Source organism: Corynebacterium sp. ED61 (assembly GCF_015233855.1).
Lineage (GTDB): Bacteria > Actinomycetota > Actinomycetes > Mycobacteriales > Mycobacteriaceae > Corynebacterium > Corynebacterium dentalis.
Genome location: NZ_JADGIT010000005.1, coordinates 43,736 through 60,332, shown reverse-complemented (window position 1 = coordinate 60,332; position 16,597 = coordinate 43,736). Strand labels below are relative to the sequence as shown.

17 protein-coding genes are annotated in these 16,597 nt (G+C 60.3%); all 17 read right to left on the bottom strand.

Annotated elements, in window-relative coordinates:
• Positions 1-50: 50 nt before the first annotated feature.
• The 17 genes from rpoZ to IM764_RS06940 all read right to left on the bottom strand — a co-directional run bounded on the left by rpoZ (position 51) and on the right by IM764_RS06940 (position 16,539).
• On the bottom strand, positions 51-332 hold the full coding sequence (rpoZ, locus tag IM764_RS07020) for a DNA-directed RNA polymerase subunit omega (protein WP_099298837.1): 282 nt from the start codon (positions 330-332) through the stop codon (positions 51-53).
• 66 nt (positions 333-398) lie between these two features.
• A complete protein-coding gene (gene gmk, locus IM764_RS07015; protein ID WP_099298701.1) occupies positions 399-971 on the bottom strand; it encodes a guanylate kinase in 573 nt (190 codons plus the stop codon).
• A 4-nt stretch (positions 972-975) separates the two neighbouring features.
• Positions 976-1,296 carry an integration host factor, actinobacterial type gene (gene mihF / locus IM764_RS07010; RefSeq protein WP_099298700.1) on the bottom strand — a complete coding sequence of 107 codons (321 nt, stop codon included), beginning with the start codon at positions 1,294-1,296 and terminating at the stop codon, positions 976-978.
• 266 nt (positions 1,297-1,562) lie between these two features.
• A complete protein-coding gene (pyrF, locus tag IM764_RS07005; RefSeq protein ID WP_099298699.1) occupies positions 1,563-2,408 on the bottom strand; it encodes an orotidine-5'-phosphate decarboxylase in 846 nt (281 codons plus the stop codon).
• Between the two features lie 83 nt (positions 2,409-2,491).
• Positions 2,492-5,827, bottom strand: coding sequence for a carbamoyl-phosphate synthase large subunit (gene carB / locus IM764_RS07000; RefSeq protein ID WP_194187395.1), 3,336 nt, complete (start codon positions 5,825-5,827; stop codon positions 2,492-2,494).
• Between the two features lie 61 nt (positions 5,828-5,888).
• Entirely contained in the window at positions 5,889-7,034 is a 1,146-nt protein-coding gene (gene carA / locus IM764_RS06995) for a glutamine-hydrolyzing carbamoyl-phosphate synthase small subunit (RefSeq protein WP_099298697.1), read from the bottom strand.
• An 83-nt stretch (positions 7,035-7,117) separates the two neighbouring features.
• Positions 7,118-8,476, bottom strand: coding sequence for a dihydroorotase (locus tag IM764_RS06990; protein WP_099298836.1), 1,359 nt, complete (start codon positions 8,474-8,476; stop codon positions 7,118-7,120).
• 56 nt (positions 8,477-8,532) lie between these two features.
• Positions 8,533-9,471 (bottom strand): aspartate carbamoyltransferase catalytic subunit, encoded by a 939-nt coding sequence (locus tag IM764_RS06985; protein WP_194187394.1) that lies wholly within the window; start codon positions 9,469-9,471, stop codon positions 8,533-8,535.
• Between the two features lie 3 nt (positions 9,472-9,474).
• On the bottom strand, positions 9,475-10,080 hold the full coding sequence (gene pyrR / locus IM764_RS06980) for a bifunctional pyr operon transcriptional regulator/uracil phosphoribosyltransferase PyrR (RefSeq protein WP_099298695.1): 606 nt from the start codon (positions 10,078-10,080) through the stop codon (positions 9,475-9,477).
• 161 nt (positions 10,081-10,241) lie between these two features.
• Entirely contained in the window at positions 10,242-10,901 is a 660-nt protein-coding gene (gene nusB / locus IM764_RS06975; RefSeq protein WP_099298694.1) for a transcription antitermination factor NusB, read from the bottom strand.
• A gap of 17 nt (positions 10,902-10,918) precedes the next feature.
• On the bottom strand, positions 10,919-11,482 hold the full coding sequence (gene efp, locus IM764_RS06970; RefSeq protein WP_099298693.1) for an elongation factor P: 564 nt from the start codon (positions 11,480-11,482) through the stop codon (positions 10,919-10,921).
• A 105-nt stretch (positions 11,483-11,587) separates the two neighbouring features.
• A complete protein-coding gene (locus tag IM764_RS06965) occupies positions 11,588-12,676 on the bottom strand; it encodes a Xaa-Pro peptidase family protein (RefSeq protein ID WP_099298692.1) in 1,089 nt (362 codons plus the stop codon).
• Positions 12,677-12,718: 42 nt separating this feature from the next.
• Positions 12,719-13,156, bottom strand: coding sequence for a type II 3-dehydroquinate dehydratase (gene aroQ / locus IM764_RS06960; RefSeq protein WP_099298691.1), 438 nt, complete (start codon positions 13,154-13,156; stop codon positions 12,719-12,721).
• A gap of 31 nt (positions 13,157-13,187) precedes the next feature.
• Positions 13,188-14,267, bottom strand: a complete 1,080-nt coding sequence (gene aroB, locus IM764_RS06955; protein ID WP_099298690.1) for a 3-dehydroquinate synthase — start codon at positions 14,265-14,267, stop codon at positions 13,188-13,190.
• 46 nt (positions 14,268-14,313) lie between these two features.
• Positions 14,314-14,841 carry a shikimate kinase gene (locus IM764_RS06950; RefSeq protein WP_099298689.1) on the bottom strand — a complete coding sequence of 176 codons (528 nt, stop codon included), beginning with the start codon at positions 14,839-14,841 and terminating at the stop codon, positions 14,314-14,316.
• The gene (aroC, locus tag IM764_RS06945) at positions 14,838-16,055 is read right to left on the bottom strand and encodes a chorismate synthase (RefSeq protein ID WP_099298835.1); all 1,218 of its coding nucleotides are present in this window, start codon (positions 16,053-16,055) and stop codon (positions 14,838-14,840) included. The genes IM764_RS06950 and aroC overlap by 4 nt, the downstream gene beginning before the upstream one ends.
• Before the next feature lie 10 nt (positions 16,056-16,065).
• The gene (locus IM764_RS06940) at positions 16,066-16,539 is read right to left on the bottom strand and encodes a hypothetical protein (RefSeq protein ID WP_143341764.1); all 474 of its coding nucleotides are present in this window, start codon (positions 16,537-16,539) and stop codon (positions 16,066-16,068) included.
• Positions 16,540-16,597: the final 58 nt, after the last annotated feature.

The window sequence follows — 16,597 nt, the reverse complement described above, 5'->3', positions numbered from 1 at the left end:
CCGTTGGGTGATCCGTTGGTTGAATTACTCACACGGACAGCCTAGCGGGTCTAACCCTCGGTGTGCTCCAAGAGATCCTGGTTGATCTCGCGCAGAGCAATGGACAAAGGCTTTTCCTGCACGTCTGGGGTCACCAGCGGGCCAACAAACTCGAAGACTCCCTCATCGATGGTCTGGAAGTAATCGTTGATCTGTCGCGCACGCTTAGCGGCTAAAATCACCAGCGCGTACTTAGAAGAAACCTTGGTCAGGAGCTCATCGATCGGCGGGTTGGTGATTCCTACTGGTGGATCGAACACCGTCTCGTTCGAGTTCACGTCCTGATTTTCCACGTTGTACACCTTCTCTTTTAAAATACTTCAAGGGGCTGTGCGGTTCTCACGCACGCAGCGGGCTGGTTAGGAGCCCTGGAGGATTCCAGAGATCTCAGCTACTGCCGTATTGAGGTCGTCGTTAACCACTACTCTGTCGAACTCATCCTGAGCGGCCATCTCAACGCGCGCGGTTTTTAACCGGCGGTCGATCACATCTTGGCTCTCGGTGCCACGTCCAGTCAGCCGGTCTACCAGGATCTCCCACGACGGTGGGGCTAGGAAGACCAGTTCCACGTTTGGCATGAGGCGCTTGATGTTGCGCGCGCCCTCGAGGTCAACCTCGATGAGCACGGGGCGGCCCTCAGCGATTGCTTCTTCCACTGGAACGCGCGGCGTTCCTGAGAGCTGCAAGCCCCCATGGATTTCCGCCCATTCCAGCATCTTGGAGGCCTCGATGGCCTCACGAAAATCCTCCCGGGAAACGTAGATGTAATCCTGCCCATCTACTTCTCCCGGACGGGGATCGCGAGTGGTCATCGACACACTGAAGAAGAGTCGAGGGACGTCGTTTCGCAGCTTGGACACAACAGTGGATTTACCCACTGCAGATGGTCCAGCCAGAACAACGACCCTCCCCTCAGCTGTGTCGTTGGTCACCGACTTACTCCTCGAAGCCGAAGTGCTCCAGGAGTGCGCGACGCTGGCGGTCGCCCAGGCCGCGCAAGCGGCGGGTAGGAGCGATCTCCAGCTGGTTCATGATCTCCTCTGCCTTGACCTTGCCCACCTTTGGCAAAGATACGAGCAGTGCGGAAACCTTCATCTTGCCCAGAATCGGGTCGGTTTCAGCGTCCTTGAGCACCTGCTTGAGATCGGTGCCGCCTCGCTTCAGCTTCTCGCGCAGCTCCGCGCGTGCCTTACGAGCTTCTGCAGCCTTCTTGAGTGCTTCTGCACGCTGCTCCGGGGTCAACTGGGGAAGTGCCACGGGATCCTCCGTTGTAGGTTCTAGTCGAATGTCTTGTACGTAACTACGTCTAGGGTGTTGCAGAAACTCATGGGAGTAGCAGCAACGATGCTGACGAACTTACACGAAGTACTCGGTAAGTTCGTACAGGCAATACTCAAGGCGAGTTATCTATGCCGCAATTCAGCGATCTGTGTGCCGAATCTGAGTGTTTACCCTCGTGACCACGAGGATCACCGTGCGCTCAACAGCCCTAACCCGAGAAAGTGTACCACTACTCATCAGCGCTATTTCAAATAACTAGCACGCATTTCCATCACTGCGTCAGATATTTCGCCCACGTCAGGCCCTCGCTTGAGCACTCCGCGGGAAACATTTGGACATGCCAGTGCCTCGGCGGCACCGGCTATTCGCTCCACATCTGCGAACGATCCGCCCTGGGCTCCCACTCCCGGCATGAGAATCATGCCACCAACTTCATCGAGTTGAGGTGGATTATCCACGGTTGCGCCCACCACCACGCCCAAGTTGCCAGGACCCTCATGAACAGCATTTCGCTGCGCAACCTGGTTGACGATGCTTTGTGCAAGGGTGACCCCGCGCACGTCTGCCAGCTGCACAGAGGGAGCCTCAGGATTCGACGTAGCAGCCAGAACAATCGCTCCCCTATGAGATTGTTCCGCCGCCTGCATTACCGGCTCCAAGGAACCGAAGCCCAACCATGGCGATACCGTGACCGCGTCTGCGCACAAGGGCGAGCTGTCATCCAACCACGCAGTGGCGTAGCCAGCCATCGTGGATCCAATGTCACCGCGCTTAGCGTCGGCAATAACCAATACACCAGCAGCGCGCAACGCGGACAACGCACGTTCCAGAACTGCGAACCCGGCCGAACCGAAACGCTCATAAAACGCAACCTGCGGCTTGACCACACAGGCGGTCTCTGCGAAGGCCTCCACGCAGATGTCCGTGAACTGACGCAGGCCATCAACGTTGGCCTCCAAGCCCCAGTCCTGCATTAACTGTGCGTGTGGGTCGATCCCCACGCACACTGGGCCGTATGTGGCCGCGCGCTCGACGAATCGCTGACCGAACGTGCCCTCCGGGCGGGAGTGGGCTGGAGAACCAACCATGAAACAAGTGCCTTTCTATATGAAAACGAGGGGCGCACAGGCCCCTGCGTCATTCACACGCGAGAGCCGTGCAGATCGATCAATTAATGCTGCAAATCCTGGATTGCTCGCACCTCGGTGTCAGCGCCCTGGAGTGCCGCGATGCCCTGAACAGCGGCCACACAGCCCTGAACAGTGGTGATCGCGGCGACACCCATGTTCACTGCGGCAGCGCGGATGTCGTAGCCATCGTGACGTGCACCAGCAGAACCTGCCGGAGTGTTAAGGATGAGGTCCACCTTGCCCTCGTTGATGTAGTCCACCACAGAGCGTGCTCGATCCTCGGACTCTTCGTTGATGCTGGACAGCTTGGCGACAACCTCACACGGCACGCCGTTGCGCTTGAGCATCTGGGCGGTGCCCTCGGTGGCGAGAATCTCGAAGCCTAGGTCGGCCAAGCGCATGATCGGAAGCATCAAGGTGCGCTTGTCGCGGTTAGCCACGGACACGAACACCGTGCCGGAGGTGGGCAGGGAACCAAATGCGCCCTCCTGAGACTTCGCGAAAGCTGTGCCGAAGTCAGAATCAAGACCCATGACCTCACCGGTGGACTTCATCTCGGGACTCAGCAGGGAATCCAACACCTTGCCGTCTGGGCTGCGGAAACGGTTGAACGGCATGACCGCTTCCTTCACCGCAATGGCATGCCCCAGTGGCAGCGATCCACCGTCGCGATCGGTCGGGATCATTCCCTCGGACTGCAGCTCCTGCAGGGTGCTTCCCAGCATGATGCGCGCGGCAGCCTTGGCCAGTGGCGTACCGGTGGCCTTGGATACGAATGGCACAGTGCGGGATGCGCGAGGGTTGGCCTCGATAACGTAGAGGATGTCGTCCTTCAGCGCGAACTGAACGTTCATCAGGCCCTTGACACCAATGCCGTGAGCCAGCGCCTGGGTGGAGCGGCGCACATTCTCGATGTCCTCAGGTCCCAGCGTCATTGGAGGCAGGGCACATGCGGAGTCACCGGAGTGAATGCCGGCTTCCTCGATGTGCTCCATCACGCCTGCGAGGAAGACCTCTTCCCCATCGCACAGCGCGTCCACGTCGATTTCGATGGCGGAGTCCAAGAAGCGATCCACGAGCACTGGGTGGTCATCGGTGATTTCGGTGGCGCGAGAGATGTAGTCCTCGAGGGATGACTCGTCGTAGACGATTTCCATGCCGCGGCCGCCCAGCACGTAGGACGGACGCACCAGCACGGGGTAACCGATGCGGGATGCGACGTCCCGAGCTTCTTCGAAGGAGGTAGCGGTGCCGTATGCAGGAGCAGGCAGTTCGGCCTTCTCCAGAACCTTGCCGAATTCGCCGCGGTCCTCAGCCAGGTTGATGGCCTCCGGCGACGTTCCGACGACAGGCACACCGGCATCTGCCAGTCGCTGTGCCAAGCCCAGTGGGGTCTGGCCGCCCAGCTGCACGATGACTCCGGCGATCTCGCCGGACTCGGCTTCCGCGTTGTAGACCTCCATGACGTCTTCGAAGGTCAGCGGCTCAAAGTACAGACGATCTGCAGTGTCGTAGTCCGTGGATACGGTCTCCGGGTTGCAGTTGATCATGACGGTCTCGTAGCCCACACGGGACAGCTCGAGCGCAGCATGGACACAGGAGTAGTCGAACTCAATGCCCTGGCCGATGCGGTTCGGGCCGGAGCCCAGGATCAGAACCTTCTTCTTTTCCGTCTGCGGGGTCACCTCAGTCTCGGCTGCGGGATCCAACTCGTAGGAAGAGTAGTGGTATGGGGTCTTGGCCTCGAACTCAGCGGCGCAGGTGTCCACGGTCTTGAAGACTGGACGCACTCCCAGGGACCAGCGCAGCGAACGCACGCCGTCCTCCCCTGCCAATTCTGGCCGCAGCGCGGCGATCTGCCGGTCAGACAGGCCCAGGTACTTGGCTTCGCGCAGCAGCTGTTCGTCCAGTACCGGCGCATTTTCTAGCTGGTTGCGGAAATCAACCAGAGCCTGGACTTCCTCCAAGAACCATGGGTCGATTTTGGACGCCTCGTAGACCTCGTCGATGGTGGCACCCAGGCGCAGGGCCAGCTCAACGTCGTACATGCGACCCTCGGTCGGGCGGGTTAGATCTTCCAGCACCGCGTCCTTGTCGGTGGCGCGCTCGCCAGCGAAGTACTCGTCAGCGGTGGTCCAGAAGCCGGTCTGCTTGGTCTCCAGGGACCGCATGACCTTATTCAAGCCGGTGATGTAGTTCCGGCCGATGGCCATGGCCTCACCCACGGACTTCATCGTGGTGGTCAGCGTGTCATCAGCACCGGGGAACTTCTCGAATGCGAAGCGAGGAGCCTTGACGATCACATAGTCCAGCGTCGGCTCGAAAGCAGCTGGGGTGACCTCGGTGATGTCATTACGCACTTCATCCAAGGTGTAACCGATGGCCAACTTTGCAGCCAGCTTGGCGATTGGGAAGCCCGTGGCCTTGGAAGCCAGCGCAGAGGAACGGGACACACGTGGGTTCATCTCGATGGTGATGATGCGACCGTCATCTGGGTTGATAGCGAACTGGATGTTACATCCGCCGGTGTCCACGCCCACCTCGCGCAAGATGGCTAGGCCCTGGTCACGCATGGTCTGAAACTCGCGGTCGGTCAGCGTCATGGACGGAGCCACGGTCACGGAATCACCGGTGTGCACGCCCAGAGCGTCCACGTTCTCAATGGAACAGACAACCACCACGTTGTCCTTGCCATCACGCATCAGCTCCAGCTCGAATTCCTTCCATCCCAGGATGGACTCTTCGATCAGCACGTTAGCTTCCGGAGAAGCGGCCAGGCCGCCGCCGGCGATGCGGTTGAGGTCTTCGTTGTTATAAGCCAAGCCGGAGCCCAGGCCACCCATGGTGAAGGACGGGCGAACCACCACGGGAAGTCCCAGCTCAGCCACGGCTGCATGCACTTCGTCCATGTTGTGGCACACGGCGGAACGAGCGGAATCGCCGCCGATCTTGGCCACGATGTCCTTGAACTTCTGGCGGTCCTCGCCGCGCTCGATGGCATCGATGTCCGCACCGATGAGCTCCACGCCGTATTTGTCCAGGATGCCCAGGCGATCCAGCTGGATCGCAGCATTCAATGCGGTCTGTCCACCCAAGGTGGCCAGTACGGCGTCGACCTTGTGGCCAGCGGCCTGCTCTGCGGCGAAGATCTTTTCGATGTAGCCCGGCTGGATGGGCTCGATGTAGGTGTGATCCGCGAACTCCGGGTCCGTCATGATCGTGGCGGGGTTGGAGTTGATCAGGGTAACTCGTAGGCCCTCTTCCTTGAGGACGCGGCAGGCCTGGGTGCCCGAGTAGTCAAACTCACAGGCCTGACCGATCACGATGGGGCCGGAACCGATGACGAGTACGTGCTTGATGTCTTCCCGACGTGGCATGGAATGAATCTCCTAGTTATTGATTGAGGTGATGACTTAAGTGAGTGAGGTACTCGTCGAGTTAAGACGCGGACTGTTCTTGGTCTAGGCGCTCTACGAACTGGTCGAACAGAGAGTTGGAATCGTGCGGGCCGGCGGCGGATTCTGGGTGGTACTGCACGGAGAAGGCAGATCCATCCTTGAGGGCCACGCCCTCCACCACGTCGTCATTAAGGCAGGTGTGCGTGACCTCAGCGGGTCCGAATGGGGTCTCGAACTCCTCGCCCGCCGTGCCCTTGAGCGCGAAGCCGTGGTTCTGGGCGGTGATATCGATGCGACCGGTGCGGTGGTCGATCACGGGCACGTTGACGCCGCGGTGCCCGAACTTGAGCTTGTAGGTCTCCATACCCAGGGCGCGGCCCAGGATCTGGTTGCCGAAGCAGATGCCGAAGAATGGAATCTTGGCCTCGAGGACCTTCTTGACTTGTTCGATGGTTACGTCAGCGGTAGCCGGGTCGCCGGGACCGTTGGACACGAACACGCCGGTCACCGAGTATTCCTTCATTAGTTCCTGCACCCGCTCGAAGGTGGTATCCGATGGCACCACCACGGTGCGCACGCCGCGGCGGGAGAATTCGCGTGGCGTGTTGGTTTTGATTCCCATGTCGTAGGCGATCACCGTGTGCTTGTGCGCGCCCTCGGCGTCGATCACATACACATCGTCGGTGGACACATCGGCTGCCAGGTCTGCACCCACCATGGTCGGTTGGGCCTTGACCTGGGAGAGCATGTCCTCGTCGGTGGTCACGGCCTCGCCGGAGAACAGTCCGGCGGCCACGGAGCCTTGGTCGCGGAGGTGGCGCACCACAGCGCGGGTGTCCACGCCCTGGATGCCGATGATGCCCTGTTCCTTCATCTCTTCTTCGAGGGAACGGTCTGCGCGCCAGTTAGACACGCGACGGGACAGGTCTCGCACTACCAGGCCGGCGATCCAGATCTTGTCACCGCGGGACTCGGAATCTTCGTCGTTCCATCCCGTGTTGCCGATCTGTGGGGCGGTCGCCACCACGATCTGCTGGTGGTAGCTAGGGTCCGTCATGGTCTCTTGGTAGCCGGTCATGGCGGTGGTGAACACGGCCTCTCCCAGCGTGGATCCCTCCGCGCCGAAGGCCCGTCCCCGGAAGATACGACCGTCAGCTAGTACGAGGGCTGCTGCAGTGTTCGTCATTGTTGTGTCCTGTTCTCTTTGTTTCTTTGTGTCCGACGCCAAGCCTGTCTCTTGCCTGGCGCCCATGACTATCTTTCGGGGGTTTAGGCGGTGACTGCTTGTCCGTCTCGGCAGGTCACTGCTCCGCGGAGCAGCGTGGTGCTGATGCGAACGGGCATATCCATGCCTTCGTACGGGGTGTTGCGGGACTTCGATGCCATGTCTTCACCGGTGGCGACCCAGCTGCGCTGCGTATCGACCACGCAGAGGTTGGCTGGTTCGTCCACGGCGATGGGACGTCCGTGTCCGGGCAGCTTGGTGATCTGAGCGGGACGCTCGGACATGACGCGCGCGATGAAGCGCCAGTCTTGGTCTCCGCCCAGCACGAAGATCTGCGCGATGAGAGCCAACGAGGTTTCCAGTCCCAGCATGCCGGGGCGGGCCTTATCGAACTCGCAGCACTTCTCTTCGGATCCGTGCGGGGCGTGGTCGGTGGCCACGCAGTCCACGGTGCCGTCGATGAGTGCCTGGCGCAGTGCGTCCACGTCGCGCTGTTCACGCAGTGGAGGGTTGACGCGGTTGACGCCGTCGTAGGTTTCTAGGCGCTCGTCGGTCAGCAGCAGGTGATGCGGAGTGACCTCGGCGGACAGCGGAATGTTCTGAGCTTTGGCCCACTTGAGCAGTTCCACGGTTCCCTCGGTGGAGGCGTGGCAGATGTGCAGGCGGCCACCGTAGTCGCGGGCCATGATGGCATCGCGCGCCACGATGGATTCCTCCGCCACGCGGGGCCATCCGGTCAGGCCCAACTTGGCAGCCTGCTCACCCTCGTGCGCCACCGCGCCTTCGGTCAGGCGGGGCTCTTCGCCGTGCTGTGCCAGCAAAACGTCCATGCCCTTGGCATACTCCATGGCTCTGCGCATCAAGCGGGGGTCATCCACGCACTTGCCGTCGTCGGAAAACATGCGCACCTTGGCGTCGGATTCGGCCATCATGCCGAACTCGGTGAGCTCGCTGCCTTCCAGGTTCTTGGAGATGGAGCCCACGGGGTGCACGTCGCATAGGTTGGTGTTTTGTCCCTTGTACCAGACGGTTTCGGCGATGCTCGGGTTGTCTGTCACGGGGGCCGTATTGGCCATGGTGAACACGGCGGTGAATCCGCCCTGGGCAGCGGCGGCGGAGCCGGTGGCGACGGTCTCGGTGTCTTCGCGACCGGGCTCACGCAGGTGCACGTGCATGTCTACTAGTCCGGGCAGCAGAATTTGGCCGTCGAGGTCCAGAGTTTCGCCGTCAGTGCTCAGCCCGTTACCGATCTCGGCGATCTTGCCGTCGCGGATCAAGACGTCCGTTGGCTCGCCTTCGCCATAGATCTTCACGCCCTGCAGAAGCACCTCGTTGTCAGCACCCGTAGGGTGTGCTGCCAGGCGGCCCGTTGCTGGGTAAGCGGAATCATCGGCGGTACCCATGATGTGGGAGTTCACGGCCTGTCCTTTCGGCTGTACAGAATCGTTGTTGCTCATAGTTACTTCGCGCCCTCCAAGTCTTGGCCGGTGCCCACCAACAGTGAGAACAACACGGCCATGCGCACGTGCACTCCGGCGGTGACCTGCTGCAACACCACGGTGTTCGGTGCGTCAGCAACGTCGTCGTTGATTTCCATGCCGCGCAGCATCGGGCCGGGGTGCATCACGATGGCATCGTCGCGCATGGATTCCCGGCGTGCACGCGACAGGCCATAACGGGTGGCATACTCACGGTGGCTCGGGAAGAACCCGCCACGCATGCGCTCAGCCTGCACGCGGAGCATCATCACCGCGTCGGCGCTCTTGATCACTGAGTCGAAGTCTTGAGAGACTTCCACTCCCCAACTCTCTACGCCAAATGGCAGCAACGTCGGAGGGGCAACGAAGGTCACGTGGGCACCCAGCGTGGTGAGCAGCTGTGCGTTGGAGCGAGCCACTCGAGAGTGCAGAATATCGCCGACGATAGCCACGTGCTTACCGGAGATATCCCCCAACTTCTGGCGCATCGTCACGGCATCCAAGAGGGCCTGCGTGGGGTGCTGGTGTGAGCCGTCACCCGCGTTGATCACGGCGATATCGTCCACCCAGCGGGCCACTTGCTGGGCCGCGCCGGACGATGGGTGGCGCATGATGATCGCGTCCGCGCCCACAGCCTTCAGCGTCTGTGCGGTGTCTTTGAGGGATTCGCCCTTCTTCACGCTCGAGCTGGAAGCGGAAATGTTGATGACGTCCGCGCTCATCCACTTTCCCGCGGTCTCAAACGAGCTGCGGGTGCGGGTGGAGTTCTCGTAGAACAGGGTGAAGATGGTGCGCCCACGCAGAGTAGGAAGCTTCTTCATCTCCCGGCCCCGCAGAGTCTCTGCGAAGCGGTCTGCCTCGTCCAAGAGCTCTGTGATTTCTGCAGCAGAGAGGTCTCCGATGCTCAAAAGGTGCTTCATGATCTAGACACTCTCCTGTTCAGAAGTGCTGGTCCCGGCGACGTTAGCGCGGGTGAGTACAACCTGGTCCGTGCCATCGAGCTCTTCGAGCTCCACCACCACGTCTTCGTTCGCGGCGGTGGGAATGTTCTTCCCCACGTAGTCCGCGCGAATGGGCAATTCGCGGTGGCCTCGGTCAATCAACACGGCGAGCTGCACGTTGCGGGCACGCCCGATATCGCGCAAAGCATCGAGTGCGGCGCGGACGCTCCGTCCGGAGAAGAGCACGTCATCGACCAAAATGACCGTGGTGCCATCAATGCCCTCGTTGGGAACGGTGGTGGGCTTGAGCGCACGATGCTTCGATCCGCGGCGTAAATCGTCGCGGTAGAGTGTGATGTCCAAAGAACCGTGGAACACGTCCACGCCGGAAAACTCGGTGATCTTCGCTGCCAACCGTTTTGCCAGTGGCACTCCCCCAGACGGAATTCCTAGTAGAACAACCCGTGGGCTGTCCGGCCCGTCTAGTGCCGTTTTCTCAATGATCTGGTGCGCGATGCGCGCGACGGTACGGGAAACGTCATCTGCTGAGAGCAGCTGGGTTTCACCAGTAGCGGCCGTCGGGTTCATCGTGACCTCCTTTCCCGCCTCTCTGTGCGGTCAGTTAAAGGATGTCGGATAAGTGACTGGTAGACAGTGTAGCAAGACAGCTCACGCAGCGGAACTGTTGCTGCGTGAGCTGTCTCAATATTCGACGCAAGGCTCACCACATCACCCGCGCCCATCTGGAATTACTGCTGTTCGCCGGACGAGGGCTGGTTCGGCGTGGAGTCATTCTGATCAGAAGCGGACTCCGGCTGCTCTGGTGAAGACTCAGCGGATTCGGAAGTGGACTCTTCGCCGACCACGTTGCCGATCAGGCTCTCCAGCTCAACATCGGACGGATCGCCCGAACCAGCGGCTTCTTGACTCTCGCGTTGTGCGGCTGCTGCGTCTGCCAGGCGGATGTCCGCATCGCGGCCAACACCGTCCAGGACCACGTTGACGTAGCCCGGAGCCTTATCGTGCGAATACTCGCTGGCTAGCTCCACGCCTTCCTTCATCGCTACCTTGCCGGGGACATCATCGTTGAACATGACCTCCCACGCAGATACGCGCAGTACAGCGCGGTCCACGGCGGGCAGGCGATCGAGTCGCCACTCGGAAGACAAATGGCTGGCGATGGACTCGTCCAGGGCGTCCAAGTGCACGGCCACGCCTTCGACGATTTGACGGGTGTACTCCGGAACCGGCTTGACCTGGTTTTCTGCATCCTTGCTCAACGAAACTCGCTCGTCGACGATGTCTACCGGATCAATGTCCCGGAATTCTGCCTCGAACAGAATGTCCACTGCACGGCGCCGCGCTTTGTAGCGCGACCCATGGCGCTTGAAATTAGTTTCTTTGCTCACGGTTGGCGTCGAAAAAACTAGCTGTTCACGCGGGAGAGGTACTCACCGGTGCGGGTGTCAACCTTGAGCAGGTTGCCCGTCTCGATGAACAATGGGACCTGGATCTCAGCGCCGGTCTCCAAGGTGGCTGGCTTGGTGCCACCGGTAGAGCGATCGCCCTGCAGGCCTGGATCAGTGTGCTCCACCTTCAGCTCCACTGCCACAGGAAGCTCGGCGAACAGTGGCTCGCCTTCGTGGAAGGAGACCTGAACCACGGTGTTTTCCAGCAGGAACTTGGCGCCATCGCCCATCATGTTTTCGGACAGTTCGATTTGGTCGAAGGTCTTATCGTCCATGAGAACGAAGTTGGAACCATCGTGGTACAGGTAGGTCATGTCGCGACGGTCGACCGTTGCGGTCTCCACCTTCACACCAGCGTTGAAGGTCTTGTCTACGGTCTTGCCGGAGACAACATCCTTGAGCTTGGTGCGGACGAATGCTGGGCCCTTACCTGGCTTCACATGCTGGAACTCGATGATCTGCTGGAGCTTGCCATCAATTTTGAGGACCAGGCCGTTCTTGAAATCCGAGGTATTTGCCACGGGTCATTCTCCTTTTAAAGACTTGTGCGTGATCATCGCGCGGGGTGTACGCAGCAACGACGATAACAATGTGTAAATCAACCGGTGAGTCAGTCTAGCACCGAGCTAGACAACGATGAGCTCAGTGGCCGAGACGTTGAGGCTTTCCGCGCCATCGGCCGTGATGATGTAGGTGTTTTCGATGCGCAATCCGGTATCGCCGGGCAGGTAGATGCCAGGCTCGACGGTCAGGGTCATGCCTTCCTTCAGCTTGTCTGCTTCATCCACGGTCTGGGCAGCGCGGGGTGCCTCGTGAACGTCCAAGCCCACGCCGTGACCTGTGGAATGCACGAAGTACTCCCCGTACCCAGCCGATTCAATGACTTGCCTGCACGCAGAATCTACTTCCCGCAGGCCAGTGCCTGGGCGCAGGATCGACTCGCCTGCTTTCTGTGAGCGGTAGACCGTGTCATAGAGCTCGAAATCTCGGTCTGTGGGTTCGCCTACGCACACCGTGCGCGTCTGGTCGGAAGCGTATCCATTCAGGTACACACCAAAGTCAACGGTCACCAACCCAGGCACGATGACGTCCTTAGATACCCCGGCATGAGGCTTGGAGCCGTTGATTCCAGAAGCCAGGATCGTATCGAAGCTCAAAGAATCTGCGCCTGCCTTGCGAAGACGGTTCTCTAGGTCAGCAGCGGCCTCGATTTCCGTCATTCCTTCGCGAATGCCTCCTTCAGCAATGAACTGCTGCCACACGGAATCTGCCAGCTGACCAGCGGCTCGAAGAGCTTGAATCTCGGCATCATCCTTAATCAGACGAGCCTGCTCCACTGCGTTGGAGATAATCTCCGGATCACCCAGGGCCCGGGCTTGCCCCAGCGACATGCTGGGCTCCACCCGGAGAGTCTGCTCGGTCTCCTCCTGGAAGCGGGCATTAAGCGCGCGAACGATGTTGGATTCCACCACGATCTCCACGTCGTCCGGCTCACCCGTTTGCAGCGCGATTTGCGTGGCGTAGCGACCATCCGTGGCCACAATGCCGGTGCCGTCAGCGCGCAGCAAAAATGCCCCATTAGAGCCACGGAAACCGGTGAGGTATTCCACGTTGCGCAGGTCGGTGATCAACAAAGCGTGTGCATGGGCCTCTGCGATGGTGTTGGCGACTGCCTTGCGACGTTCATGCAGCTGTTGTGCTCGGGTGGGGTCCATGTTGTGATTCCTCCTCAGGTCAGACGAGATAAGGGTTCAAGCCTAATGCTCTGCGAAGTAACGCAGTGCGGCGCGATATCCGAAGGTGCCCAGCCCGGCGATTACTCCCTTGGCGATGGGGCTCAGGTAGCTGTGGTGCCGGAAAGCTTCCCGTGCATGGACGTTGGAGATGTGTACCTCCACGAAGCCTTCGCCGTCAGCGATTTCCGCCAGTGCATCGCGCAGGGCCACCGAGGTGTGGGTGAATCCGCCCGGGTTGATGATTACTCCGTGACCAGCATCGGCGGCCGCGTGCACCGCATCGATGAGTTCACCTTCGTGGTTGGATTGCACGAAGGTGACCTCGATAGATAGGGACTCGGCTTCCTCCCGAATCTGGCTTTCGAGATCGTGCAGCGTCGTGGATCCGTACACCTCCGGCTGGCGCTTGCCGAGGCGGTCGAGGTTGGGGCCGTTGATGACCGTGATTGGACGAGCCATGGGTGTCTCCTCAAGCGATTGGGATGGGAATCTAAGCGGGGTGTGCAGTAGCTGCGTAGGCCTTCTCGAGCAGTTCGCGGGAAGGTCCCTCTAGGCGCGTCGGCGTGCCTGCCTCTTCGATCACCACGAAACGAATGGTGCCGTCCTTGTTCTTTTTATCGCGCGTCATGGCGGTGATCAAGGTCTCCAGATCAGCGTTGTTGTACGACGACGGCAACCCCACGGCAGCAAGAATCTGGCGATGACGATCCACCACGGTCTGATCCAAGAGTCCAGCAGCAAGAGCAAGTTCAGCTTCGAAGACCATTCCTACGGCGACTGCATGACCGTGACGCCACTGGTAGTTCTCGTGGTGCTCTACAGCGTGTCCGTACGTGTGGCCGTAGTTGAGGATTTCCCGCAAGTGAGACTCTTTGAGATCTTGGGCCACCACGTTGGCCTTGACTTGGATTGCGCGCTCGATGAGCTCCGGCAGGCTGCCGTGGGGATCGAGAGCAGCCGCTGGATCTTCCTCGTAGATGCGCAGGATTTCCGTGTCTGCGATGAAGCCGGCCTTGATGATCTCCGCGGAACCGGCGGTGAGCTCCAACTCTGGCAGAGTGTCCAGGACATCCAGATCCACCACCACAAGGGTGGGCTCGTGGAAGGAGCCCACCAAGTTTTTCCCGGCCTCGGTGTTGATGCCGGTCTTTCCACCCACCGCGGCATCCACCATGGCGAGCAACGTGGTGGGGCACTGAATGACCTTGATTCCACGCATCCATGTCGCGGCGATAAAACCAGCCAGATCGGTGGCCGCACCACCACCGAGGCCGATGATGACATCGTGGCGGGTAAGACCAGCACGGGCACACATGTCCCAGCATTCGCCTGCTGCCTGCAGAGTTTTGCCACTTTCCGCATCCGCAATCTCGTGCAGCGTGACCGTGATCCCCTGAGCGCTGAGCTCGGACTTAATGTGTGCAGCTCGCTCGGCCAGCGCTGGCTGATGGATGAGCAGTGCATTGTGCACACCGGTGGTTGCCTGGAGGATATGGGAAACCGTGGCAGCCACTCCCCTGTCAATCGTCACGTCATAGGGAGACTGCGAGTTCACGGTGATGGTCGGCATAGTTTCTTCCTGACTACTGCGGTGATGGGCTGTTGTAGATGCACGGCTAGCGCGCGGTGGGGTTGTTCTGATCCTCTTCGAGGTACTGAAGGATATCTGTGACTACTCGTTGCGGCTTCTTCCCATCCGAGTGCACTAGAAGGTTGGCAACTTCCTCGTAGAACTGGGCACGTTCTTCCAACAGTTGCTCATAGCGAGCGGCAGGGTCGCTGACATTCAGTAGCGGCCGAGAGGAATCTCCGGAGGTTCGACGCACGCCCTCCTGGGCGGTGACGTGGAGGTACACGACCCGCTGGTCGGCGAGGAGTGCACGGTTGGAAGCAGTGAGAACGGCTCCTCCGCCAAGAGAGACGATGCCGTCTGTCTCCATGGCCTCCGCGACTGCCTCTGCTTCTGCCTGACGAAATTGAGCTTCACCTAGCTGATTGAAGACATCGCCACAGGCTGAGCCGTACTTCTCCTCGATCATCAGGTCCGTGTCAATCGCGGAGGTATGCAGCGCGTTAGCGAGTCGCTTGCCCACCGTGGTTTTGCCACTGCCCGGCAAGCCCACCAGAACTACGCGAGGGCTCATGATTTATCCCAGGTCAAACGCTGACGTACCTGCTCGAGATACGCCTCGTAGTTGCGCTTGGTCTCTTCCAGCGAATCGCCGCCGAACTTGCGCAGGATCGCACGTGCCAGAACCAGTGCCACCATGGCTTCCGCCACCACACCGGCTGCGGGTACGGCCACTACGTCAGAGCGCTGGTGGATGCCGGTGGCTGCCTCGCCAGTGGCCATATCCACAGTCTGCAGAGCGCGTGGCACCGTGCTGATCGGCTTCATAGCTGCTCGGACGATCAGATCCTCACCGTTGCTCATGCCGCCCTCAATGCCTCCAGCGCGATTGCTCAAGCGATCCACGCCAGACGCGGACTCAGCGCGCACCATTTCGTCGTGGGCCTGGGAGCCAGGTCGGCGGGCTTCCTCAAACCCGTCACCGATCTCCACGCCCTTGATGGCCTGGATGCTCATCACTGCGCTGGCCAGCTGTGCATCGAGTCGATCTTCGCCTGAGGTGTGCGTGCCCAGCCCAATCGGCAGCCCCTTGACTACTACCTCGACGATGCCGCCCAGCGTGTCGCCGGACTTCTTCGCAGACTTGATGCATTCAATCATGGAATCTTCAGCCGCCTTGTCGAAAGCACGCACGGGAGACTCATCGATCGCATCAATATCGGAGAAGTCTGGCGTAGGACCGGTATACGGCTCGGAAGCACCGATGGAGATCACGTGGCTGAGCACCTCTACGCCGCACACCTCTCGCAGCACGGCGCGGGCGAAGGTCGCGGCGGCCACACGAGCTGCCGTTTCACGCGCCGATGCACGCTCCAGGATCGGACGGGCCTCCTCATGCTGGAACTTCAGCATTCCGGAAAAGTCTGCATGGCCAGGACGCGGGCGGGTCAGCTGTGCACCGCGCCCGCTGCTCATCTCCTTGGCTACTTCCTCATCAGACAGGTCAACAGGATCAGCAGACATGATGGTGGTCCACTTAGGCCACTCGGTGTTGCCGATCATGACGCTCACGGGAGAACCCAAGGTCAGGCCGTGGCGGACACCGGACAGGAATGTGACCTCGTCGGCCTCAAACTTCATGCGAGCTCCGCGACCATAGCCCAATCGACGGCGAGCCAACTGGCTAGCCACATCATCGCGGGTCACGTGAAGACCTGCAGGCAGGTTTTCCACAAGGGAAATGAGAGCTTGGCCGTGAGATTCACCAGCGGTAGTCCATCGAAGCATGAGGAACACTTTACAGGCTGTTTTCAGCGAACAAGTACATAGTCACCAGTGTGGTGGCCATAACCATCGCGGGACCCTGCGGCACATCCCGCCGCCGACCCACCGCGGCAGCGTACAAAGCGGCCAGCAATCCAGACATCATGACGCTGAAGAACACTGCCATGACTCCACCGCAGGATGCTGCGAGAACCCCCAAAGAACCCGCCAACTTTGCATCCCCCGCGCCAGCGGCATGGCGACGGAATATGCCCCCACTAGCCACAACGATGAGCCACCACGCAAGGCCCCCAAGCACTTGTGCGGAATGGTCAATGGTGCCTACGTGGTCTACTAACCCAAGCCCGATGAGCCCACACGAGCCCCAGGTCACGGCAACAGCAGGCAGCGAGAGGATATTAGGGATGAGGGATTTGTTGGCGTCGAACCACATAACGAGCCCGCCCCAACACGCCGCAATAAAGAAACCCCACGTACCCCACCCCATGAGGACAAAGTAACACGGCGCGAGGCGGAGCAAGCCACCAATTCAAGCGGCTGTGGAA